A 19,774-nucleotide genomic window follows, 5' to 3' on the forward strand; every position below is an offset into this window, starting at 1 on the left:
CGGCCCGCCGCGGCCAAGCACAACGCGTGCCGCGAACCACCCACGATACGCCGAGGCCGGTGGGGATGGCGCGGGGCGCCCCGCCCCCCACCCAACACTCACGAGCACGAGGCTCGGCCGGTGCGCGCCGTTCGGGGGGCTGGGCGGCGCGCACCGGCCGTGCACGGGTCGGAGCTTCCGCTCCGGCCCGGGTCTTTTCAACGCAGCCGGTGCTCAGCGAAGAACTGCATGATGATCGGCGTCGCGTCGATGACCGCCGGTTGGTCGGAGTCCGGGTTCGGCTGCGTGCTCGGCCAGTCGTGCCCGAGCCCTTCGATCCGGTAGTGCACGACGTTGCTGCGCCGGTCGCAGCCGACCCACTCGCTGACCTGCACCCCGTTGCCTTCGTCGCGGACGATCGGGGTTTCGTCGCAGTCGTTGCGATCGGCCCAGCCCGCCAGCCACTCCGGGATCGGCGGCAGGCCCTTCTCCGGGTTCCCGGGGTACGGGATCGTCTGGTCGTCGGTGCCGTGGAAGTCCAGGATCGGCGCCGAGCGCTCCGGCTCGCACTCGCCGCCCTGCGGGTAGAACGCGCCGGAAACCGGCGCGAAGGCGGCGATGCGATCGCTCATCCGGCAGGCCAGCACGCCGGTGAAGCCGCCGCCGTTGGACTTCCCGGCGGCGTAGATCCTCTTGGGGGCGACGCAGAAGTCCCGCTCCAACTGGTCGAGCAGGTCGCCGGTGAACAGCACGTCGTCGGCCGCCGCGGAGTACGGCGCGCCCTGCCAGGCGGTTTCGCCATCCGTGCCGACGAGGCCCTGCGGGTACACCGCGATGGCGTCGGTGGCGGAGAAGCCGGACAGCTCTTCCTGGTACTCCGAAGTCCGCTTGTGGCCGTGGAAGGACAGCACCACCGGAGTCGGTTCGAACTTCCGGTAGTTCTCCGGAACGTGCACCAGGTAGCTGCGGGTGATCCCGCCCGAAACGATCGTGCGGGTCTCCGACGCCCCGGGAACCGTGGACTTGCCGCAGCCGGTGGACGGCACCGGATGATCGACCTGGGATTCGGCCTGCGCCGGCACACCGCCGAGCACAACGGCCAGGCCCACCGCGGCGAACGCCGCCGACAACCGTCCACTCAGGACCGACCGGGCAGATCTGCGGACGAACCCTCGCTTCGCACGGCCAGGCACCATTGCCTCCCACCTCGATCGAATTCGGGTGCGAGGATCATGAGACCACGCGGGTCAGGCCGTCACCATTCTGTTCATTGCGTTCACGGAAACCACACCGACAGACCAGCCGCCCCGGTCAGGGCGCGATTGCGTCCAAGATCTGCTCGACGCCGGCGCTGTAGTCACTCCGCAGGTCGACGTACTTCTTGACGCGGAGAAGCGTGGGAATCTCGCAGTCCTCGAGCAGCACCGGGATCACGCCGATGCCGCCGTCGGTGGCCTCTGCCCAGTACTTCGCCGACCACTCCCGCTCGACCCACCCGGAGCCGACGGACCTCGGGCTCAACAGCACGAGGAGGTAATCGCATTCGTCGATACCGCGAGCGATCTTGTTCGGGATCGACTCACCCGCCTTGATCTCCCACTCGTCCAGCCACGGGACGTGGCCCTCGTTCGCCAGGTCGACGGCGAGCCAGGTGGCGACCCGGCTGTCCGAAGACTAGTAGGAGATGAAGACGCGCCGGCCGCCGATCAGTCCCTCGTTCATGCGGGCGCTCACCATCCGATCGGTGAGCACGGTGTTGACGAACGAGAGCTCGATGGAGAACTCGAACAGGCGCTTGTACGAATACGACGGCTTCCGTCTTTGGAACGCCGCAAGATTTCGATCGGCCAAGATCCGCTGGAGCTTCAACCGCCGATTCCAGAGGGAATCGGTATCGACCGGAGCCAGCCACGAAAGATCCACGAAGCTGTAGCCGGAAGCAGCGGTGAACGGCGGCTCGCAGTAGTACACGACGGCCAGCGGGCAGTCCCGCTCGTCGTCGTACTCGTCGTCGTCGTAGTAGCCGATCCGCGGATCGGCCCCGGGCTGGTTCACGACAACGGGCCCGTACTCGATCTCGCCTGACATCGCGCTCCCCAGTCCGCCGGCGGCGGGGATCGAGACCGCACCCCGATCCCGCGAATCCCCGGCAAGATACCGGAAAACGAGCGCGATACCGCGCAGCCCGAAGCGATCAACCGCCCCGGCTAACTGGTCATTCCTCGGCCGCGAGCTGCCCGCAGGCCGCCGCGATCTCCTGGCCTCTGGTGTCGCGGACCGTGCAGGAGACGCCCGCTTCGCGAACCCGGCGGACGAACTCCCGCTCCACCGGCTTCGGGCTGGCGTCCCACTTGCTGCCCGGCGTCGGGTTCAGCGGGATCAGGTTGACGTGCGCGAACTGCCCGAGGTGCCGGCGCAGCAGCTTGCCGAGCAGATCCGCGCGCCACGGCTGGTCGTTGATGTCGCGGATCAGCGCGTACTCGATCGACACCCGGCGCCCGGTGTGGTCGGCGTAGCCGCGAGCCGCCTCCAGCACCTCGGCGACCTTCCAGCGGTTGTTCACCGGCACCAGCGTGTCGCGCAGCTCGTCGTCCGGCGTGTGCAGCGACACCGCGAGCGTGACGTGCAGGTTCTCCGCGGTCATCTTCTTGATCGCGGGCACCAGGCCGACCGTCGACACGGTGACCGACCGCTGCGAGAGGCCCAGCCCTTCCGGGGCCGGGTCGCAGATCCGGTGGACCGCGTTGATCACCCGCCGGTAGTTGGCCAGCGGCTCGCCCATGCCCATGAACACGACGTTGGACAGCCGGCCGGGCCCGCCCAGGACCTCGCCGTCGCGCATCGCCGCCGCGGCCGAACGCACCTGGTCGACGATCTCCGCGGTCGACAGGTTGCGCTGCAGGCCGCCCTGGCCGGTGGCGCAGAACGGGCAGGCCATTCCGCAGCCCGCCTGGCTGGAGATGCACACCGTGGCGCGGTCCGGGTACCGCATCAGCACGCTTTCCAGCAGCGTGCCGTCGTGCGCGCGCCAGAGCGTCTTGCGGGTGGTGCCGTCGTCGGTGTTCAGGTGGCGAACCGGGCTGAGCAGCGGCGGCAGCAGGTGTTCGGCGAGCTTCGCGCGGCTGGCCGCCGGGATGTCGGTCATCGACTCCACGTCGGCGTTGAGCCGGCCGAAGTAGTGGTTCGCGAGCTGCTTGGCGCGGAACGGCTTCTCCCCCAGCTCGGTCACCGCGGCGCGCCGTTCGTCGGCGGAGAGGTCGGCGAGGTGCCGCGGCGGCATGCCACGGCGCGGGGCGTCGAAGACGAGGGGAAGGGAAGTCGCAGACATAGCGCCCACCAGTCTCCCATGCCCCGGAACGACCTTGGCGGCGACCACCGGACAAGGCCCGGTCTCGGCCGCGACACCGCGTCCGCGCGGGTGGTGGGGTGCGTCCACCGACCGGCGACCGCCCGTATCGTGCAAGTATGACGAGTATGGCCGAGCGCCCCTCGTCGTCCGTCGAGGACTACCTCCGGGCGATCTACGGGCTCAGCGAACGGGGTGTGCCCGTCACGAACGCCACCCTGACCCAGCGGCTCGGCCTGAGCCCATCATCGGTCTCCGGGATGATCAACAAGCTGGCGCAGCTCGGCCTGGTCACGCACGTGCGCTACCGCAGCGTCGAGCTGACGCCGGAGGGCCGCCGGCTGGCCTTCGACGTGCTTCGCCGGCACCGGCTGATCGAGCTGTTCCTGGTCGAGGAGCTCGACTACGGCTGGGACGAGGTGCACCGGGAGGCCGACGCGCTGGAGCACGCGGTGTCCGACGAGCTGGTCGCGCACATCGCCGCCAAGCTCGGAAACCCCACTCACGATCCGCACGGCGACCCGATCCCGACCGCGGAGGGCACCGTCGAGAAGCCCGCGACGCTGCTGCTGGACCAGGTCGAGCCGGGCACGGTCGGCACCATCGCGCGGGTCTGGGACACGGATTCGGAGCTGCTGCGCTACCTGACCGATCACGGCATGACGCTGGGCTCGCGGATCGAGATCGTGGAGCGCAAGCCCTTCGGCGGGCCGCTGGTGGTGCGCGTCGGCGAGCCGCCGAACGACGAAACCCACTTCGTGGGCGACGAGATCGCGGCCGCGCTATCGATCAGCGTGCACCGGTGAAGCCGTCTCGTCGGTGAGCCGGGAGGCGACCGTGCGGGACGCGACCACTCGCGACGGCGACCACTCCAGCGGATCCGACGGCGGGTCGTCGCCGTAGACCTGCTCGGTCACCAGCCGCCCGTGCAGCTCGTCGGTGCGGTGCGCGCCCAGCACCGCGAGCAGCAGGTCGAAGCGGCTGTCGGTGAGCGCCACCGCGACATAGCAGAACCCGGCGAGGCCGGTGAACACGCAACCGGACACCCACCACACCGATGCGCCCTGGACCAGGAACATCACCGCGACGGCGAGCAGCAGCCCGGAGGCGAAGGCGACTCCGCGGGCGATCGTGACCTGCTTCAGCATCGACCGGAACGCCGGGTACTGGTGGCACAGCTGCCGGATGATGCGGGCCCGCTCCTGGCGGTCCAGCTGAGCAAGCCGGCTCAGGCCCGCGGTCACCGGCTTCGCCGCGCGGTTGGCCATGGCTGCTCCTGTAACCCTGGTGAGTGCTTCGATCGGGTTGCTCGGCATGCAAATACGCACACTGAGTGACCGCTACTAGTCGATCACGCGGGCCGTCCAGTAGCAAGGCGTCATTCGGGGGCGTTCCCATTGCGGAAAAGGCACCGAACAGTAACGCCCTCGCGCGGCCGTACATGCTTGATCCGCCACGCGTGTTTTCCGAGCCGAAACATCGGTCACCCTGGGGATACCCCCTGAATTCATCTCTTGTTGGAGTGCGTTTCGGAGGAGGAGCGATGGCCATCGCAATGGGCGCCCCAGCCTGGGTGGATCTGGCCACCCACGACACCGCCGGCGCCCGGGACTTCTACGCCGGCCTGTTCGGCTGGCACTGGATCCAGCGCCCGGGCTACGACATCGCGCTGAAGGAGCACAAACCGGTCGCCGGGCTGCTGCTGCCGGAGACCGACGCGCCGACGGCCTGGACGCTGTACCTGGAGTGCGGCTCGGCCCGCCGCGCGGTGGAGCGGATCCGCGCGCTCGGCGGCAAAGTGCTGGTCCCGCCGACGGAAACGCCCGCCGACGAGACGTTCCTGGTCGCCGAGGATCCCTCCGGCGCGGCGATCGGCCTGTGGGAGGCGCCGCCCAACGGCACCTTCGGCCGCGACCACGCGGGCATGCTCTGCTGGGCGGAACTGCACACCCGCGACGGCTCGTCCGCCGACCCCTTCTACGCCGAACTGCTGGGCTACCGGCAGGAGCAGATCGGCGAGCCGGGCAACGGCTTCGACTACACCGTCTGGTACGTCGACGACCTGCCCACCGTGGGCCGCTTCGAGACCAGCTCGGCGCTGCCCGAGGACGTGCCCGCGCACTGGCAGCTGTACTTCCAGGTCAACCCGGACAGCAACGCCGACGACGCGGCGGCGAAGGCGGTGCAGCTCGGCGGCAAGGTGCTGCGCGAACCGTCGGATTCCCCGCACGGCCGACTCGCCCTGCTCCAGGACGTCGTGGGCGCCACGTTCTTCATCATCGACACCGCCCAGCGCACCGGGGAATGAACTCACCGCGCGTGAATGCCCTGGCAGGAACCGGGCTTTCCACTCGGGAGAGCCCCGGATCGCCTCGCCGAACCTGGACGCCTAGTATCCAGATATGCGGATGGGCGAAGGAGTCGAGTGGGGCCTGCACTGCTGCCTCACGCTGGCGTGGCTGGACGACGAGCCCGTGCCGACCGCCCGGCTCGCCGCCCAGTTCGACCTGCCCCCGGCCTACCTGAACAAGCGCCTGCAGGCGCTGGTCCGGGCCGAGATCCTCACCTCCACGCCGGGGGCGCGCGGCGGCTTCCGGCTGGCCAGGCCGCCGGCGAAGATCACGCTGATGGAGGTCGTCGCCGCCATCGAAGGCCCCGAGGACGCGTTCCGCTGCGCCGAGATCCGGCAGCGCGGAGCCGGGACCGACACCCCGGCCGGCGAGTTCCGCAAGCGCTGCGGCGTCGACGTCGCCATGCGCAGGGCCGAACTGGCCTGGCGCCGCGAACTGGCAGCGCAGACCATCGCCGACCTGATGGCCACCGCCCCGCGCCGCGCCGCCGACCGAGTACGGCGCTGGCACTCCGTCGACTGACTTTTTCCGAATCACCTGATCAGCAGGGTTTCTTCAGCTGGAGAATCTGGATGTCCAATGTCCTGAATTCGACCCGAAACCGAGGCCTGACGGCCCCCCTGGTGCTGGCGCTGGGCACCTTCGCCGTCGGCACCGACGCCTTCATCGTCGCGGGATTCCTACCGGCCATGGCGGACTCGCTGGAGGTGACCACGGCCGCCGCCGGGCAGTCGGTGACCGCGTTCGCGGTGGCCTACGCCGTCCTCGCCCCGATCCTGGCCACCGCGACCGCCCGAATCCCGCGCCGCGCCCTGCTGGTGGCCGCGCTCGTCCTGCTCGGGATCGCCAACATCGGCTCCGCCCTCGCCCCGAACCTGGCGGTGCTGATCGTCAGCCGGGTGCTCGCGGCGGCCGGTGCCGCCGCGTACACGCCCAGCGCGGGCGCGGTCAGCGCGGCGCTGGTGCCGGCGGAGTTCCGCGGCCGGGCGCTGGCCGTGGTCGTCGGCGGCCTCACGGTCGCCACGGCACTGGGCGTTCCGCTCGGTGATCTGGCCGGCGAATGGTTCGGCTGGCGCGCTGCCCTGGGGCTGGTCGCCGCGCTGTGCCTGCTCGTCGGTGTCGGCGTCTACCTGATCATGCCCGCCCTGCCGGGCGGAGCCCGCGTCCCGTTGCACGACCGGCTCGCACTGCTGCGCCGCCGCAGCGTCCTGGCGGTGCTGCCGCTGACGGTGCTCGGCATGGGAGCCAGCTACACCGTCTACGCCTACAGCGTTCCCGCGCTGAACGCCGTCGGAGTCCCGGCGAACTCGACCATGCTGATGCTGTTCCTGTACGGGCTCGGGGCGGTGCTGGGCAATCTCCTGTCCGGCTACGCGACCGATCGCTGGGGCCCGATCCGGGTCCTGACCTGCGGCTACCTGAGCATGACGCTCGCGCTGGCGCTGCTCGCCTGGTTCGCCTGGACCGGCTCCACGCCGCAGGTCGCGGTCGCGGTCCTGGTGCTGATCTGGGGCGCGAGCACCTGGACCCAAACACCGCCGCAACAAACCCGGCTCATCGACGCGGCGCCCCAGGAAGCGGCGATCGTGGTGTCCCTGAACGCATCGGCGATCTACCTCGGCATCGGAGCGGGCACCCTCTTAGGTGGCGCGCTGATGGCTCTCGGCCCGGCCCTGATCTTCACGGCAGCAGCCGCGGTCGGCGCCATCGCGGCGCTGTACCTGCGCGTCACCGCGCCGTAAGCCACCGACAGGCCGGCGTTGTCCGCCCGCGCTGACACGGATCAACGCCGAAGCACGCCTCCGGGCTGAGCAATGTGTTCAGAACTGGGGTTCCGTTGCCAAGCACGACGGATTCCGGATCGACGTCGGCGAGCCGGGACACCGCGTTCGGTTCGTGCTCACCAGTCTCGCCTCGACCGGTCGTCGAGCCGCGACGCTGACCGCCTCCCGGCATGTGGCTGACGATCACCCCACGCGGATCTTGAGCCGCTCAGGCGCGCAGCAGGCCGGTCGGCTTGCGGCGGGTTCGGAGGCGGTAGCCGACCGGAATCGTGCAGCCGGGCACCTCGCGGGCCGCGCGGGCGGCGACCTTCGCGGAGAACTCGATGCCCAGCACCGCTTCGAGGGTTTCCCGGTCGTCGAAGCGCCACATCGTGTCCACCGAGGCGCTGTCGAAGTCGTGGCGCAGGAAGAACGACTCGATCGCATCCGGGTCGATCTGCGGCGCGTCCGCCCGCATCCAGTCCCCGTACGGCGGGCGGGACGCGTCGAGGTCGACGATCGCGATCATCCCGCCCGGGCGGAGCACCCGCTCCGCCTCGGCCAGGCCCGGCTCGCAGCCGGGCCCGAAGAAGTACGCCGTGCGGGCGTGCACCAGGTCGACGCTGGCGTCGGCGAGCGGCAGCTGCTGGGCGGGCGCGATCCGGACGTCCACGCCCGGGGTGCTCGTCATCCTGGTTCGGGCCCGCTCGGCCAGCGGCGGGTGCGGCTCGACGCCGATGACCGTCCTGGCCGTGGCGGCGAACAGCGGCAGGTGGAAGCCGTCGCCGCAGCCGATGTCGGCCACGTCCAGCCCGGCCCAGTCGCAGCGCTCCCGCAGCGCCCGCCACAACGCGCCGGCGGAGTCCTGCGCGCGGTTCTCCAGTTCGAAGAGCTCGGGCCAGTGCCAGATGTTCGGGCTCGGCGTCACCTGCGGCCAGGCCTGCTTCCGCCAGGTTCGCATCACTGTCCTTGAGCCGGTTCTTGAAACGGGCGCCGCCGATCGGCCCCGAGACGCGGGGCAGACTTCGCGCGAGCACTAGCTCGGGACGAGCCAGAAGAGCATCATCCAGGCGGCCGCCGCCGACGGCAGCAGGGAATCCATCCGGTCCATCAGGCCGCCGTGCCCGGGCAGCAGATTGCCCATGTCCTTGATGCCGAGGTCGCGTTTGATCAGCGACTCCATCAGGTCGCCCAGCGTCGCGGTGCACACCAGCGCCGCACCGAACAGCGCGCCCTGCCACCACTGGCCGTCGAGCATCAGGGTCACCGAGAGGGCCCCGGCCGCCACGCCGACCAGCATCGACCCGCCGAAGCCCTCCCAGGACTTCTTCGGGCTGATCTTCGGTGCCATCGGATGCTTGCCGAACAGCACGCCGAACGCGTAGCCGCCGGTGTCCGAGGCGACGACGCCGATCATGAAGCACAGCGCCCGGAACGCGCCGTCCTCCGGGCGCACCAGCATCGCCGCGAACGCGGCGAACAGCGGCACGTAGGCGGCGGTGAACACCGATGCGGTCACGTCGCGCACGTAGCCGTCGACGCCGTGCCGGAACCGCCACGCCAGGCACGCCAGCACGGTGATCACGAACGCCACCAGCGTCCCGCGCAGGCCGAACGGCCAGGACAGCCACAACATCGCCTGCCCGCCCACCAGCACGGGGACGAGCGAGACGCGGATGTCGGCGCCGCGCTTGAGCGCGTTCGCCAGCTCGACGGTGGACACCGCCACCGCGGCGGCGACGATGCCGATGAATACGAACCGCACCATCAGCAGCGAAAGGATGATCGCGGCACCGAGCACTACCCCGACGCCGATGGCGGCACGGAGATCGCGTCCGGCCCGGGAAGGACGCGAAGGCGGGTCCGGGCTGTCTGCGGACATTCCGGACTCACCTTCGCATTGGCCGGCCGTCACCACTCAGACCTCGAGAAGTTCTGCTTCCTTGTGCTTGACCAGCTCGTCGATCTGGCCGGTGAAGCGGTGCGTGAGGTTTTCCAGCTCCTTCTCGGCGCGGTTGCCCTCGTCCTCGCCGGCCTCGCCGTCCTTGACGATCCGGTCGATCTCTTCCTTGACCTTGCGGCGGATGCCCCGGATGGTGATCTTGCCTTCCTCGCCCTTGTGCTTGGCGAGCTTGACCATCTCCTTGCGGCGCTCCTCCGTCATCTGCGGGATCGCGACCCGGATGAGCTGGCCGTCGTTGGACGGGTTCACGCCGAGGTCGGAGTCGCGGATGGCCTTCTCCATCGCAGCCAGCTGGCTGGCGTCGTACGGCTTGATGACCACCAACCGCGCCTCCGGCACGGAGACGCTGGCGAGCTGGTTCAACGGCGTCGGCGAACCGTAGTAGTCGACGACGATGCTGGAGAACATCGCGGGGTTCGCACGGCCGGTGCGGACGGTAGCCAGATCGTCCTTGGCCACCTCCACCGCCTTTTGCATCTTCTCCTCGCCTTCGAGAAGAGCTTCGTCGATCACGGCTGCTCCTTAAGTCTGCCGACCGGTGGACATTCGTAGTGTCGCCTGCTGCGCTGCGCCGCCCCAGGGCGGGCCGCCCCTGATCAGGATTCCAGCACCCCTAGCGGGTCAACGGGCCGGGTCGCTCGGGTGGTCACCCGGCGCGACCTCGGACGTGCCGCCGCTCAGGCCGACTGGTCGGCCGGGGTGCTGACCAGCGTGCCGATCTTCTCACCGCCGACAGCGCGGGCGATGTTGCCTTCCTCCAGCAGGTTGAACACCAGGATCGGCATTTGGTTGTCCATGCACAGGCTGAAGGCGGTCGCGTCGGCGACCTTCAGCCCGCGCTCCAGCACCTCGCGGTGCGTGATTCTGTCGAACAGCTGCGCGTCCGGGGTGGTCTTCGGGTCGGCGGTGTAGACGCCGTCGACCGCCTTGGCCATCAGCACCACCTCGCAGCCGATCTCCAGCGCCCGCTGCGCCGCGGTGGTGTCGGTGGAGAAGTACGGCATGCCGGTGCCGGCACCGAAGATGACCACGCGGCCCTTCTCCATGTGCCGCATCGCGCGCCGCGGAATGTAGGGCTCGGCGACCTGCCCCATGGTGATCGCGGTCATCACCCGGGTGTCGATGCCGTGCTCGCGCTCCAGGAAGTCCTGCAGTGCCAGGCAGTTCATCACGGTGCCCAGCATCGCCATGTAGTCACCGCGCGCGCGTTCCATGCCGCGCTGCTGCAGTTCGGCACCGCGGAAGAAGTTGCCGCCGCCGATCACGATGGCCACCTCGACACCGTCGGCGACGATCTCGGCGATCTGCCGGGCGACCGTGCCGACCACGTTCGGGTCGATCCCGACGCTGCCCCCGCCGAACATCTCGCCGCCCAATTTGAGCAGCACCCGGCTGTAGCCGCGCTGCGCTGGGCCGTCGTCGGTCACTGGTTCCTCCCGCGAAGTTCGGTTTCGCTCTAAGTTTGCGCGGATTGGTCCGCTCGCAGATAACGGCGCCGGGTTCCGGCGCCGTGATCCTGCGAAAGCGCCCCGCCTTGCGAACGAAGGCGGGGCGCTGATGCCGCGAGTCGCGGCCGCTGGGCCGACACCGGTTCACCGCATCCGGTGAACCGGTGGCGCACCACCTGATCGGGGTGCCGCCCGGCGTGCCGCCGAACAGCGACCGGTCAGGCCTGGCCGACCTCGAACCGGACGAAACCGGTAACGGTCACGCCGGCCTCGTCGAGCAGGGCCTTGACGGTCTTCTTGTTCTCCTGCACGGACGGCTGGTCCAGCAGCGCGTTCTCCTTGAAGAACCCGTTCAGGCGACCCTCGACGATCTTCGGCAGCGCCTGCTCCGGCTTGCCCTCGGCCTTCGCGGTCTCCTCGGCGATGCGCCGCTCGTTGGCGACGATGTCCTCCGGGACGTCGTCGCGGCTCAGGTACTTCGGCTTGAGCGCGGCGACCTGCATCGCGGCGCCGCGCGCGGCGTCCGCGTTGCCACCGCTGAACTCGACCAGCACGCCGACCGCCGGGGGCAGGTCCGCGGAGCGACGGTGCAGGTAGGTGGCCACCTCACCGTCGAACTTGGCGACGCGGCGCAGCTCGATCTTCTCGCCGATCTTGGCCGACAGCTCCTGGATGACCTCGGTGACGGTCTTGCCGTCCAGCGGGGCCGCCAGGGCGGCTTCCAGGTCACCGGCGCCGGCGGCCTTGACTGCGGCGACGATCTTGTTGGCCAGCTCGATGAACTCGTCGTTCTTGGCGACGAAGTCGGTCTCGCTGTTCAGCTCGATCAGCACGCCGCCGTCGGCGGCGACCAGGCCCTCGGCGGTGGCGCGCTCGGCGCGCTTGCCGACGTCCTTAGCGCCCTTGATGCGCAGGCTCTCGACAGCCTTGTCGAAGTCGCCGTCGGCCTGCTCAAGAGCCTTCTTGCAGTCCATCATGCCGGCGCCGGTCAGCTCGCGAAGACGCTTGACGTCGGCCGCACTGAAGTTCGCCATCGTGCGTTATCCGTCCCTCTTGGTACGAAGCTTCGAAGGTCTTGCAGACATCGGCCGGGCCGCGTCCCGTGGCGTTCAACCAGCTCAGCGGGGATGCGAACCCGGCCCGGGTGGCATCCGCCAGGTTGCCTGGCGGATGCCGGACCGCGCCGCGCGCCGACCTCACGGCCGGCGCGCGGCAAGCGGACTCAGGACTGCGCGGCCTGCTCGCCGCCCTCGGCGGGCTGAGCGGGCTGGGCGGCGGGCTGGGCGCCTTCGGCGGAGCCAGCCAGCAGCTCCTTCTCCCACTCGGCCAGCGGCTCGCCGCCGGCCGGCTTCTCCTCGCCCTCCGGGGCACCGTTGGCGCGGCCGCTGCGGGCCATCAGGCCCTGGGCGACACCGTCGGCGACCACGCGGGTCAGCAGGGCGGCGGAGCGGATCGCGTCGTCGTTACCCGGGATCGGGTAGTCGACCTCGTCCGGGTCGCAGTTGGTGTCCAGGATCGCGACGACCGGGATGCCCAGCTTCCGGGCCTCGCCGACGGCGATGTGCTCCTTCTTGGTGTCCACGATCCACACGGCGCTGGGCACCTTGCTCATGTCGCGGATACCGCCGAGGGTCTTCTCGAGCTTGTCCTTCTCGCGGGTCAGCATCAAGATTTCCTTCTTGGTGCGGCCCTCGAAGCCCCCGGTCTGCTCCATGGTCTCGAGTTCCTTGAGACGCTGCAGACGCTTGTGGACGGTCTGGAAGTTGGTGAGCATGCCACCCAGCCAGCGCTGGTTCACGAACGGCATGCCGACCCGCAGGGCCTGCTCGGCGATCGCTTCCTGCGCCTGCTTCTTGGTGCCGACGAACAGGATCGTCCCGCCATGCGCGACCGTCTGCTTGACGAAGTCGAACGCCCCGTCGATGTAGGTCAGCGTCTGCTGCAGGTCGATGATGTAGATGCCGTTGCGCTCGGTGAAGATGTAGCGCTTCATCTTCGGGTTCCAGCGCCGGGTCTGATGCCCGAAGTGCACGCCGCTGTCAAGCAGCTGCTTCATGGTGACGACGGCCATGGCCTGATTCGCACCTCTTGAGTCGGGCGCGCCGGTTGGCGCGCGATTCGGTTGCCGCGGCGGACCGGGTGGTCCGTCGCCCTGGTACCCGCCCGGCCGCTCCCACCCTCGCTCGGCGAGCTCGGGACCGCGGGAGCACACCGGCCACCCTGCGGGGAACAGCAGCGCCCGAGGCGTTGAGCTCGGTACTGTTCCGCTCAGCGGCCGACCGCGAGGTCGGGCCGCCTGCGCAGGCGTGGCGTGCGGGCACGCGAAGTCGGTCCGTGCGGACACGAAACCGCGTTGACAGTGTACTGGACGCCCCGGCTGACCCGATCGTGGACTGCGAGTTGTCCACAGCGGCCTGGTTTGTCCACAGATCTGGATTTCCCCCTGTTCACCTGGACCGCCCGCGGCCACCGTTGCACCATGCGCTTGTTGATCTCCGTCCTCGCCTGCTGCGGTGCCGCCGCGTCCCTCGGTCTCGCCGCAGAACTCGAACTGCCCCGCAAGCTGCCCGCTGCGGAGCCCGCGCATTCAGCGCCCGTCGCACCGCTGCGCGCCTCGCCGGCGGCGGATGCCCTGTTCGGCTGGCCGCTGGCCCCGCCTCCCGCCGCCGTTCGTCCCTTCGAGGCTCCGGCGCACGCCTTCGGCCCGGGCCACCGGGGCGTCGATCTCGCGGGAGAGGTCGGCCAACAGGTGCTGGCGGCCGGGGACGGCGTGGTCGTCTACGCGGGCTGGATGGTGAACCGCAACCTGGTTTCCATCGAGCACACCGGCGGGCTGCGCACCACCTACGAGCCGGTCGTCCCGGTCGTCGCGGTCGGCGACCAGGTCACCCGGGGACAGCCGGTCGGCCACCTGGAACCGGGCCATCCGGAGTGCGCCGCAGAGCCGCCCCTGGCCTGCCTGCACTGGGGTGCCCGGCAACGCCTGGACTACCTCGACCCGCTGCGCCTGCTCGGCTTCGGCCACGTCCGGCTGAAGCCGTGGCGGTGACCCCGCCTGCCTGGTGTTTCCGGTGGGAGTCGACGCGTCGGTTCCCACCGAGAACGCCCGCTGAGCCGCTGGTCAGGTCTGTTCGGTGAGCTTGGTGCGCAGGCGCAGGACCGCGCGGGTGTGCAGCTGGCAGACCCGGGATTCGGTCACGCCGAGCACCTTCCCGATTTCGGCCAGCGTCAGGTTCTCGAAGTAGTAGAGGGTCACCACCACGCGGTCCCGCTCGCTGAGCCGTTCCACCGCCTCGGCCAGCTGGCGCCGGCTGTCCCGGTCCACCAGGGCCGCCACCGGGTCTTCGGCCCGGTCGTCGGGCAGCGTTTCGGCCAGCGACGCCTGCGCCGTTCCCGCGCCGATCAGGTCGTCGAGGGCGATCACGCTGGTCATCTGCAGCTGCGCGAACAGCTCTCGCAGCTCGTCGAGCGACAGCTCGAGCTCGCTGGCCAGTTCGGCGTCGGTGGCGGTGCGCTGCAGCTTCGCCTCAAGGCGTTCCAGCGCCCGCTCCACGTCGCGGGCGCGGCTGCGCACCGACCTCGGCACCCAGTCCTGGGCCCGCAGATCGTCGAGGATGGCGCCGCGGATGCGCTGCATGGCGTACGTCTCGAACTTCAGGCCGCGTTCCGGTTCGAACTTCTCGATCGCGTCGACCAGCCCGAAGATCCCGGACTGGATCAGGTCGGAGACCTCGACGTGCGACGGCAGCCCGGTGCCGACGCGGCCCGCCACGTACTTGACCAGCGGCGCGTAGTGCAGCACCAGCCTGTCCCGTAGTTCCTGGTCGCGCCGCTGCCCGAACGCCTGCCACAACGCGACTATGCCGGCCTCGACCTCGTCTCCGCTGCGCTGGTCCCCTCGCGCGGCCGGCCCGGCAGGTTCGGCGGTCGCCACGGACAGCCGGCGCGAAATGCGGTCGCCGACATGGCCGTTGGTCCCGCCGCCTTGATCACGGGCGGTCACCGGCACCGAGGTCGATCTCGCGGCCACCGTGTCGGCGCCGCCCCCGGCGTGGTCAGGAACGGGGGTGGGTTCGGTCATGGATCGCCTTCAGCCGTTCAACTGTCACGTGGGTGTAAAGCTGGGTCGTTGCGAGCGTAGCGTGACCAAGCAACTCCTGAACGCTACGGAGGTCCGCACCGCCCTCCAACAAATGGGTCGCAGCCGAGTGACGTAGCCCATGTGGCCCGACGTCTGGGGCGCCGGAAACCGCGCCGACCGCGTCATGCACGGTTCGACGCACCGCACGCGGGTCGAGCCGTCCACCTCGGACACCCAGGAACAACGCGGCGCCCGACGATTCCCGGACCAGTTTCGGCCGACCAGCGGAAAGCCAGCGGCCGAGCGACTGATCCGCCGGCACGCCGAACGGCACAGCGCGTTCCTTGTCGCCCTTGCCGATCACGCGGACCAGCCGGCGCTCGCGATCGATGTCGTCGACGTCCAGGCCGCAGAGCTCGGCGACGCGGATTCCGGTGGCATACAGCAGTTCGAGCACCGCGTGGTCCCGCAAGGCCACCGGGTCTCCCTGTTCCGCACCCACCGCCGAAGCCTGCATCGCCGAACCTGCCTGGTCAACGCGCAGCACGGCGGGCAGTTTCCGCTGCTTCGACGGAACCGCGAGCCTCGGGCCCGGATCGACGGGCAGCATCCCGGCCCGAAACGCCCACCCGGTGAAGGTGCGGGCCGACGCGGTCCGCCGGGCGAGCGTCGCCCGGCTCGCGCCGTGCGCGTGTTGCGCCGAAAGCCATTCCCGCAGGACGGAAATGTCCAGCGCAGCAAGGGTTGCATCGCCGGCCAAGCCGACCAGGTGCTCCAGCAGCGAGACGATGTCGCCGATGTATCCGCGAACAGTGTGCGCGGACAACCCGCGTTCCGCGGCGAGGTGTCGTTCGAACGCGTCGACCGCAGTGCCGAGCGACTCGGGCAGTTTCGCCCGAGCCGCGCGAAGATCCGGTCTTCGCGGTTCGGCGGAACGTGTGCGGGCCATGTCTCGAAGCTGGCCGTTCCACCGGCATCGGTCAAGCATCGCCACGCCGAATCATGATCACTTGACCGGTACGCGAATAGTCTTGCGCGGCAGGGGCGCATCTGCCACCACGTCATGACCCCGTCGTCGACCACCCCCTTTCCGACCGCGCCGCGAGCCCGGCCAGCTCCAGCTCCGGCAGCAGCGCCCGGACTTTGCCCAGCGGCAGCCCCGAATCCCGCGCCAGCTCGTCCGCGCTGGCGCAATCGATGCCGGTCAGCGCATCGTGCAGGCGCCGCGCGTCCGGATTCAGCGCGTCGGTCCGGCGCGACTGGGCAGGGATTTCCACCGCCAGTTGCGCGCCGAGCGGACTCAACGCTTCGAGGACCTCCTGGGCTCGGGTGACCAGCACGGCCTGGCCAGACCGGACCATCCCGTGGCAACCCACGGAATTCTTCGAGGTCACCGGCCCTGGCACGGCCAACACGGGCCGCCCCAACGCATCGGCGGTGTTCGCGGTGTTGGCGGCGCCGCTGCGCGCGCCCGCCTCGACCACCACGGTGGCGCTGCCGGCCGACGCGATCAGCCTGTTGCGCACCAGGAAGCGGTGCTTCCGCGGCGGCGTGCCCAGCGGATATTCGCTCACGACGGCACCTTGGTCGGCGATGGCGCGCAGCAGCCTGCCGTGGCCTGCCGGGTAGTCGATGTCGACGCCGCAGGCGAGGAACGCCACCGTCAGACCACCCGCGGCGAGCGCACCCCGATGCGCGGCCCCGTCGATGCCGTACGCCGCCCCGGAAACCACCGTGAACCCCGCCGTCGCCAGCCCGTGACCGAACTCCGCCGCCACGTGCTCGCCGTAGCCGGTGGCGGCTCTGGCGCCGACGATGGACACCGCTTGCTCCGCCGCCTCGGCCAGCACCGCCTTGCCTCGGACCCACAGCGCGATCGGCTCGGCCATTCCCGGCAGGTCGACCGATCTCGCCCCGAGCAGAGCGTCAAACGCCTCTCGCGGCCACTCCGGGTCCTCCGGCACGACCAACCGGACACCGGCGGCCTCGGCGGCCGTCAGCAGCTGTTCACCCGAAACGTGCCATCGCCTGGCCTCGACCTCCGCCGTGACATCCGGCGGTGCCTTCTCGCGCTGGATCAGGCCGACCGCGCGGCACGGGCCGTGCTCCGCGACGAACCTGGCCAGCGCCGGGGCCGGCGGTTCGGCGACAGCGCCCAGGAAGGCCCTGGCGACCAGCAGTTCCCGCTTCGCCCTCTCCCCCATCGCAGCCCACCGAGTCATCACGCCGCCCTCCTGTCCCGGAACTCCAAGGCCGCCGCCACGTGCTCCGCATCCGGTTGATCTCGGCCGTCCAGGTCGGCCAGCGTCCAGGCGACCCGCAGGCACCGATCCGCGCCGCGCGCGGTGATCGCACCGACCTCCAGCCCGCGGTCCAGCAGCGCCGTCGCCGCTGCGGGCAGCGCGAACTCGCGCCGCAGCACCGGCCCCGGCACCTCCGTGTTGGTTTGCCACCCGTGCGCGGACCACCGCTGCCGGGCCGCCGCCCGCGCGTCCTCCACCCGCTTGCGCACCACCGCGCTGCCTTCTGGCTCGGCACCGGCATGAACGGTCATCGCGGTGATCGGACGCATCCGGACCCGAAGGTCGACCCGGTCCAGCAGCGGCCCGGACAGCTTGCCGAGATAGCGCCGCCGGACCTGCGGCGGACACTGGCAGTCCAGATCCCGAGCCGGTGCGCACGGGCACGGATTCGTCGCCAGGACCAGCTGGAACCGCGCCGGGTAGCGCAGCGTGCCGTCGCGGCGGGCCAGCCGGACCTCGCCTTCCTCCAGCGCCGTTCGCAACGCCTCCAACCGCTTCGCACCCAACTCGCAGGCCTCGTCCAGCAGCAGCACCCCGCGATGCGCCCTGCTGACCGCGCCCGGCCTCGCCAACCCGGTACCGCCGCCGATGAGGGCCGGGATCGACAGCGAGGGGTGCGGCGCGACGAACGGCGGCGTCCGGATCAGCGCAGCCGACTCGGGCAGATCGCCGGCGATCGAGCGGATCGCGGTGACCTCCAGTGCCTCCGGCACGGTCAGGCTCGGCAGCAGCCCGGACAGCCGTTTGGCCAGCATCGTCTTACCGGTGCCCGGCGGCCCGACCATCAGCAGGTGGTGGCCGCCCGCCGCGGCGACCTCCAGGGCCCACCTCGCCTCGGGCTGGCCGAGCACGTCGGAGAGGTCCGGTGCGTCGCGCTCGGCCGGCGGCTCGCCGCCCGGTGGCGGCCGGCGGTCGAGCTCGCCGAGGTCGCGCAACCAGGCCACCACGTCCCGCAGGTGCTCGGCGCCGAGCACGTCGATGCCCTCCACGAGATGCGCCTCGGCCATCCCGTCGGCCGGCACCACCGCGCGGCGCATGCCCGCCCGCCGAGCGGTCAGCAACGCCGGCAGCAGCCCGCGGACCGGCCGAATCCGCCCGTCCAGGGCCAGCTCGCCGAACAGCACCGTGCCCGCCAGCCGGTGCGGCGGAACCAGTTCCGCCCCGGCCAGCACCGCGCAGGCCAACGCCAGGTCGTACGACGTGCCGGTCTTGGGCATCGCGGCCGGGGACAACGCCAGCGTCACGCAGCTCGCCGGCCAGTCCTCCTTGCAGTTCTGGATCGCCGCCCGCACCCGGTTCTTCGACTCCTGCAGGGCCGTGTCGGGCAGCCCGAGGAGCTGCACCGATGGCAGCCCGCCCTTGCGCACGTCGGCTTCGATCTCGACGAGCACACCGTCCACTCCGAACAGCGCGACCGCCCAGGTTTTCCGCAGCGCCATCTAGAACACCCCCTCGAGATGCTTGATGCGGGGCCGCCTGCCCGGCGGCCACAGCACCGACACGACGTCGAACCGCACCCGGCAACCCACCAGTTGGCGCGCGGCCAGCCAGGACCGCGCCGCGCTCCTGATCCGGTTGATCTTCTCGGGCACGAGCGCGTACTCCGGTCCGCCGTAGTCGACGCCGGAGCGGGCTTTGACCTCGCAGCACACCACGGTGTCGCCGTCGGTGGCGACGATGTCGAGTTCGCCTTGCGGGCACCGCCAGTTCCGGTCCAGCACGGTCAGGCCGCGGCGTTCCAGGAGCACGGCCGCCAGCCGCTCCCCTTCGACGCCCAACGCGTGTCTGCGGCCCCTGGTGTCGTCGTCGGACAGCTGCCCCACGACCTTTTTCCGGCGCACGGCTTCCTCCTCGGTTCGGGATTCGGGTTCCCGTGCCGGCATCCCGGGCGCACGTGAGCGAGTTTCACCAAGTGTGCCAACGGTTCCGAGCACGTTGATGAATCCAACGTGCCCGGAATCGAAAGCGATATCCAGCGATATTCGGGAATCTGTGGACTACTCGATCCCCTGTGGACAACTCGGCTCACCCTGACGAGTGGGGATGGCCCACTTCCGAACCAAAAATGCTTCGTGCACTGCGAAATCTGCAAGATCTGCGAGGTCCGGCGCCGCCACGACCGGCCCGCACGCGCGCATAAAAAAGCTCGGGCGGCCGGAATTCGGCCACCCGAGCTTCCTCGAGACCGGGATCAGGAACCGAACGGGCCGCTCTCCGGCAGCCGCAGATCCGGTTTGTCCAGCTCCTCCACATTGACGTCCTTGAACGTGATCACCCGCACGTTCTTGACGAACCGCGCCGGGCGGTACATGTCCCACACCCACGCGTCCGACATCGCCACCTCGAAGTAGACCTCCGAGTCGGAGTTGCGCACCTGGACGTCCACCACGTTGGCCAGGTAGAAGCGCCGTTCTGTCTCCACGACATAGGTGAACTGCCCGACGATGTCGCGGTACTCCTTGTAGAGCTGCAGCTCCATCTCGGTCTCGTACTTCTCGAGATCCTCGGCGCTCATCGCTGTGCGAGCCCTTCTGCATTGC

The 19,774-nt window shown here is 70.2% G+C and carries 21 protein-coding genes and 1 pseudogene; 5 read left to right on the forward strand and 17 right to left on the reverse strand.

Features of this window, described 5'->3' with window-relative positions; genetic code table 11:
- Positions 1-197: 197 nt before the first annotated feature.
- The 4 genes and pseudogenes from AB0I53_RS41595 to rlmN form a co-directional block, all read right to left on the reverse strand.
- Positions 198-1,175 (reverse strand): ferulic acid esterase, encoded by a 978-nt coding sequence (locus AB0I53_RS41595; protein WP_358614682.1) that lies wholly within the window; start codon positions 1,173-1,175, stop codon positions 198-200.
- Positions 1,176-1,290: 115 nt separating this feature from the next.
- Positions 1,291-1,638 (reverse strand): annotated as a pseudogene (locus AB0I53_RS41600) (toll/interleukin-1 receptor domain-containing protein); the annotation flags it as partial.
- A gap of 15 nt (positions 1,639-1,653) precedes the next feature.
- Positions 1,654-2,067, reverse strand: a complete 414-nt coding sequence (locus tag AB0I53_RS41605; RefSeq protein WP_358614683.1) for a hypothetical protein — start codon at positions 2,065-2,067, stop codon at positions 1,654-1,656.
- A 127-nt stretch (positions 2,068-2,194) separates the two neighbouring features.
- A complete protein-coding gene (gene rlmN, locus AB0I53_RS41610) occupies positions 2,195-3,307 on the reverse strand; it encodes a 23S rRNA (adenine(2503)-C(2))-methyltransferase RlmN (RefSeq protein WP_358614685.1) in 1,113 nt (370 codons plus the stop codon).
- Positions 3,308-3,444: 137 nt separating this feature from the next.
- Here rlmN and AB0I53_RS41615 point away from each other — a divergent pair, with 137 nt between their 5' ends.
- Positions 3,445-4,131, forward strand: a complete 687-nt coding sequence (locus AB0I53_RS41615; protein ID WP_358614687.1) for a metal-dependent transcriptional regulator — start codon at positions 3,445-3,447, stop codon at positions 4,129-4,131.
- Here AB0I53_RS41615 and AB0I53_RS41620 read toward each other — a convergent pair.
- Positions 4,108-4,593, reverse strand: coding sequence for a hypothetical protein (locus AB0I53_RS41620; RefSeq protein WP_358614689.1), 486 nt, complete (start codon positions 4,591-4,593; stop codon positions 4,108-4,110). The genes AB0I53_RS41615 and AB0I53_RS41620 overlap by 24 nt on opposite strands.
- Before the next feature lie 275 nt (positions 4,594-4,868).
- Between AB0I53_RS41620 and AB0I53_RS41625 the strand changes: the two genes are divergently transcribed.
- The 3 genes from AB0I53_RS41625 to AB0I53_RS41635 all read left to right on the forward strand — a co-directional run bounded on the left by AB0I53_RS41625 (position 4,869) and on the right by AB0I53_RS41635 (position 7,418).
- Positions 4,869-5,633 (forward strand): VOC family protein, encoded by a 765-nt coding sequence (locus tag AB0I53_RS41625; RefSeq protein WP_358614691.1) that lies wholly within the window; start codon positions 4,869-4,871, stop codon positions 5,631-5,633.
- 100 nt (positions 5,634-5,733) lie between these two features.
- Positions 5,734-6,198 (forward strand): Rrf2 family transcriptional regulator, encoded by a 465-nt coding sequence (locus AB0I53_RS41630; protein WP_358614693.1) that lies wholly within the window; start codon positions 5,734-5,736, stop codon positions 6,196-6,198.
- 50 nt (positions 6,199-6,248) lie between these two features.
- Positions 6,249-7,418 carry an MFS transporter gene (locus tag AB0I53_RS41635; protein WP_358614695.1) on the forward strand — a complete coding sequence of 390 codons (1,170 nt, stop codon included), beginning with the start codon at positions 6,249-6,251 and terminating at the stop codon, positions 7,416-7,418.
- Between the two features lie 250 nt (positions 7,419-7,668).
- Here AB0I53_RS41635 and AB0I53_RS41640 read toward each other — a convergent pair whose 3' ends face one another.
- The 6 genes from AB0I53_RS41640 to rpsB all read right to left on the reverse strand — a co-directional run bounded on the left by AB0I53_RS41640 (position 7,669) and on the right by rpsB (position 12,921).
- On the reverse strand, positions 7,669-8,400 hold the full coding sequence (locus AB0I53_RS41640; RefSeq protein ID WP_358614697.1) for a class I SAM-dependent methyltransferase: 732 nt from the start codon (positions 8,398-8,400) through the stop codon (positions 7,669-7,671).
- 75 nt (positions 8,401-8,475) lie between these two features.
- Positions 8,476-9,321: a phosphatidate cytidylyltransferase gene (locus AB0I53_RS41645; protein ID WP_358614699.1), complete on the reverse strand. Its 846-nt coding sequence runs from the start codon at positions 9,319-9,321 to the stop codon at positions 8,476-8,478.
- A 36-nt stretch (positions 9,322-9,357) separates the two neighbouring features.
- Positions 9,358-9,915: a ribosome recycling factor gene (frr, locus tag AB0I53_RS41650; RefSeq protein ID WP_358614701.1), complete on the reverse strand. Its 558-nt coding sequence runs from the start codon at positions 9,913-9,915 to the stop codon at positions 9,358-9,360.
- 164 nt (positions 9,916-10,079) lie between these two features.
- Positions 10,080-10,829 (reverse strand): UMP kinase, encoded by a 750-nt coding sequence (pyrH, locus tag AB0I53_RS41655; protein WP_358614703.1) that lies wholly within the window; start codon positions 10,827-10,829, stop codon positions 10,080-10,082.
- Between the two features lie 239 nt (positions 10,830-11,068).
- A complete protein-coding gene (gene tsf / locus AB0I53_RS41660; protein ID WP_358614705.1) occupies positions 11,069-11,884 on the reverse strand; it encodes a translation elongation factor Ts in 816 nt (271 codons plus the stop codon).
- Between the two features lie 188 nt (positions 11,885-12,072).
- Positions 12,073-12,921, reverse strand: coding sequence for a 30S ribosomal protein S2 (gene rpsB, locus AB0I53_RS41665; protein WP_358614707.1), 849 nt, complete (start codon positions 12,919-12,921; stop codon positions 12,073-12,075).
- A gap of 408 nt (positions 12,922-13,329) precedes the next feature.
- On the opposite strand from rpsB, the gene AB0I53_RS41670 reads away from it, so the two are divergent.
- Positions 13,330-13,899, forward strand: a complete 570-nt coding sequence (locus AB0I53_RS41670; protein ID WP_358614709.1) for a peptidoglycan DD-metalloendopeptidase family protein — start codon at positions 13,330-13,332, stop codon at positions 13,897-13,899.
- A gap of 72 nt (positions 13,900-13,971) precedes the next feature.
- On the opposite strand, the gene whiG is transcribed toward AB0I53_RS41670, so the two are convergent.
- The 6 genes from whiG to AB0I53_RS41700 form a co-directional block, all read right to left on the reverse strand.
- Entirely contained in the window at positions 13,972-14,931 is a 960-nt protein-coding gene (whiG, locus tag AB0I53_RS41675) for an RNA polymerase sigma factor WhiG (protein WP_358614711.1), read from the reverse strand.
- On the reverse strand, positions 14,906-15,880 hold the full coding sequence (locus AB0I53_RS41680; protein WP_358614713.1) for a tyrosine recombinase XerC: 975 nt from the start codon (positions 15,878-15,880) through the stop codon (positions 14,906-14,908). The genes whiG and AB0I53_RS41680 overlap by 26 nt, the downstream gene beginning before the upstream one ends.
- 112 nt (positions 15,881-15,992) lie before the next feature.
- Positions 15,993-17,153, reverse strand: a complete 1,161-nt coding sequence (gene dprA, locus AB0I53_RS41685) for a DNA-processing protein DprA (protein ID WP_358614715.1) — start codon at positions 17,151-17,153, stop codon at positions 15,993-15,995.
- A complete protein-coding gene (locus AB0I53_RS41690) occupies positions 17,153-18,673 on the reverse strand; it encodes a YifB family Mg chelatase-like AAA ATPase (protein ID WP_358614717.1) in 1,521 nt (506 codons plus the stop codon). The genes dprA and AB0I53_RS41690 overlap by 1 nt, the downstream gene beginning before the upstream one ends.
- Complete coding sequence (locus AB0I53_RS41695; RefSeq protein WP_358614719.1) at positions 18,674-19,075, reverse strand: YraN family protein; 402 nt, start codon at positions 19,073-19,075, stop codon at positions 18,674-18,676.
- 350 nt (positions 19,076-19,425) lie between these two features.
- Positions 19,426-19,749 (reverse strand): DUF2469 domain-containing protein, encoded by a 324-nt coding sequence (locus AB0I53_RS41700; RefSeq protein ID WP_010305976.1) that lies wholly within the window; start codon positions 19,747-19,749, stop codon positions 19,426-19,428.
- Between the last annotated feature and the right edge of the window lie 25 nt (positions 19,750-19,774).

Origin of the sequence: Saccharopolyspora sp. NPDC050389 (genome assembly GCF_040655595.1) — a bacterium.
Classification (GTDB): domain Bacteria; phylum Actinomycetota; class Actinomycetes; order Mycobacteriales; family Pseudonocardiaceae; genus Saccharopolyspora.

What these genes read in the sequence shown, in the direction of transcription:
- AB0I53_RS41680 (WP_358614713.1), bottom strand. Translation starts at nt 15,880, where the DNA reads ATGGCCCGCACACGTTCCGCCGAACCGCGAAGACCGGATCTTCGCGCG.
- AB0I53_RS41630 (WP_358614693.1), top strand. Translation starts at nt 5,734, where the DNA reads ATGGGCGAAGGAGTCGAGTGGGGCCTGCACTGCTGCCTCACGCTGGCG.
- rlmN (WP_358614685.1), bottom strand. Translation starts at nt 3,307, where the DNA reads ATGTCTGCGACTTCCCTTCCCCTCGTCTTCGACGCCCCGCGCCGTGGC.
- AB0I53_RS41625 (WP_358614691.1), top strand. Translation starts at nt 4,869, where the DNA reads ATGGCCATCGCAATGGGCGCCCCAGCCTGGGTGGATCTGGCCACCCAC.
- AB0I53_RS41605 (WP_358614683.1), bottom strand. Translation starts at nt 2,067, where the DNA reads ATGTCAGGCGAGATCGAGTACGGGCCCGTTGTCGTGAACCAGCCCGGG.
- AB0I53_RS41690 (WP_358614717.1), bottom strand. Translation starts at nt 18,673, where the DNA reads ATGGCGCTGCGGAAAACCTGGGCGGTCGCGCTGTTCGGAGTGGACGGT.
- AB0I53_RS41620 (WP_358614689.1), bottom strand. Translation starts at nt 4,593, where the DNA reads ATGGCCAACCGCGCGGCGAAGCCGGTGACCGCGGGCCTGAGCCGGCTT.
- AB0I53_RS41670 (WP_358614709.1), top strand. Translation starts at nt 13,330, where the DNA reads ATGCGCTTGTTGATCTCCGTCCTCGCCTGCTGCGGTGCCGCCGCGTCC.
- AB0I53_RS41595 (WP_358614682.1), bottom strand. Translation starts at nt 1,175, where the DNA reads ATGGTGCCTGGCCGTGCGAAGCGAGGGTTCGTCCGCAGATCTGCCCGG.
- whiG (WP_358614711.1), bottom strand. Translation starts at nt 14,931, where the DNA reads ATGACCGAACCCACCCCCGTTCCTGACCACGCCGGGGGCGGCGCCGAC.
- AB0I53_RS41615 (WP_358614687.1), top strand. Translation starts at nt 3,445, where the DNA reads ATGACGAGTATGGCCGAGCGCCCCTCGTCGTCCGTCGAGGACTACCTC.
- tsf (WP_358614705.1), bottom strand. Translation starts at nt 11,884, where the DNA reads ATGGCGAACTTCAGTGCGGCCGACGTCAAGCGTCTTCGCGAGCTGACC.
- dprA (WP_358614715.1), bottom strand. Translation starts at nt 17,153, where the DNA reads ATGACTCGGTGGGCTGCGATGGGGGAGAGGGCGAAGCGGGAACTGCTG.
- rpsB (WP_358614707.1), bottom strand. Translation starts at nt 12,921, where the DNA reads ATGGCCGTCGTCACCATGAAGCAGCTGCTTGACAGCGGCGTGCACTTC.
- AB0I53_RS41640 (WP_358614697.1), bottom strand. Translation starts at nt 8,400, where the DNA reads ATGCGAACCTGGCGGAAGCAGGCCTGGCCGCAGGTGACGCCGAGCCCG.
- AB0I53_RS41645 (WP_358614699.1), bottom strand. Translation starts at nt 9,321, where the DNA reads ATGTCCGCAGACAGCCCGGACCCGCCTTCGCGTCCTTCCCGGGCCGGA.
- AB0I53_RS41635 (WP_358614695.1), top strand. Translation starts at nt 6,249, where the DNA reads ATGTCCAATGTCCTGAATTCGACCCGAAACCGAGGCCTGACGGCCCCC.
- AB0I53_RS41700 (WP_010305976.1), bottom strand. Translation starts at nt 19,749, where the DNA reads ATGAGCGCCGAGGATCTCGAGAAGTACGAGACCGAGATGGAGCTGCAG.